Annotated in this window: 1 protein-coding gene; it reads right to left on the bottom strand. The window is 64.1% G+C overall.

Translation table 11 applies throughout. The features are described 5' to 3' along the window. Nucleotides 1-25: 25 nt before the first annotated feature. Nucleotides 26-1,120 (bottom strand): IS630 family transposase, encoded by a 1,095-nt coding sequence (locus Q5762_RS36765; protein ID WP_315896668.1) that lies wholly within the window; start codon nt 1,118-1,120, stop codon nt 26-28. Between the last annotated feature and the right edge of the window lie 57 nt (nt 1,121-1,177).

The raw sequence follows: 1,177 nt of genomic DNA on the forward strand, positions 1-1,177 counted from the left end.
CTAGTGTCTCGTGATCCTGTTCATGTCAGTTCGAGTTGTTATTGACGAGTTTCTTCACGTTGGTCGCGACGAGTCGGACCTTCGCGAGGACCTCGCCGGCCGTCGCGGTCCAGGTGAACGGTTTCGCCGTCGTGTTCCAGGAGTTGATGTAGTCGCGGATCTGTTTGATCAGGACGTTGACGCTGGAGAAGGTGCCGCGGCGTATGGACTGCCGGGTCAGGATTCCGAACCAGATCTCGATCTGGTTCAGCCACGAGGAGCCGACGGGAGTGAAATGGAAGTGGACGTGTGGGTTCTTCGACAGCCACTCCTTGACCTCCGGCGTGGTGTGCGTCGAGAGGTTGTCCAGGACGACATGGATGTCCTTCCCGGCGTGCGGTTTCACCGCCTTCTTCAGGAAGGCCAGGAAGTCTTTGCCGTTCCGGGTCGGCTTGCACTCGCCGAGCACCTCGCCGGTGCTCACGTTCAGGGCGGCGAACAGGTTCGTGGTGCCGTGCCGGACGTAGTCGGCGGTGCGCTTCTCGCTCGCCGCGAAGGCGACCGGCAGTACCGGCTGGGTCCGGTCCAGTGCCTGGATCTGCGTCTTCTCGTCGATCGAGAGGACCACCGCGCCGCCCGGCGGGGCCAGATACAGGCCGATCACATCGGCCACCTTCTCCGCGAACGCGGGGTCTTTGGAAATCTTGAAGGTGCCGGATCGGTGCGGCTTCAGGCTCTCCTCCCGCCAGATGCGCGCGATGTAGTGCCAGGACACGGTGATATTCTCGGTCCGCTCCAGGTACTTCGCCAACTCCCGTGTGGACCAGTGCGAAAGCCCTGTGTCGTCCGGTGGCGTCATGCGCGTCAGCGCGATCACCCGGGCCCGCACCCGTGCCGGTACCTGTTCCCGTGCGCCACCGGGACGCTCCCCTTCCAGCCCGGCCAGGCCCTGCTCGGCATAGCGGGTCTTCCAGCGGTCCACGGTCGGCAGCGACACCCCGAGCAGCTCGGCAATGTCCTTGCGACGGCGCCCCTCGCCCGACCACAGCACGATCCGGCCCCGCGTGGCTATGTCCGCAGGCACGTCCCTGCTGTTGACCAACTCCCGCAACTCGGCGGCCTGTTCCACGGAGAGCTCCATACCAAGAGACCCTGCCACACAAGATCAAGTAACGCTGACGGAATCACGAGACACTAG

Source organism: Streptomyces sp. P9(2023) (genome assembly GCF_032436795.1).
In the GTDB taxonomy this organism is placed as follows: Bacteria; Actinomycetota; Actinomycetes; order Streptomycetales; family Streptomycetaceae; genus Streptomyces.

Excerpts from the sequence above, each read along its gene's own strand:
- Q5762_RS36765 (WP_315896668.1), bottom strand. The coding sequence starts at position 1,120 with ATGGAGCTCTCCGTGGAACAGGCCGCCGAGTTGCGGGAGTTGGTCAAC.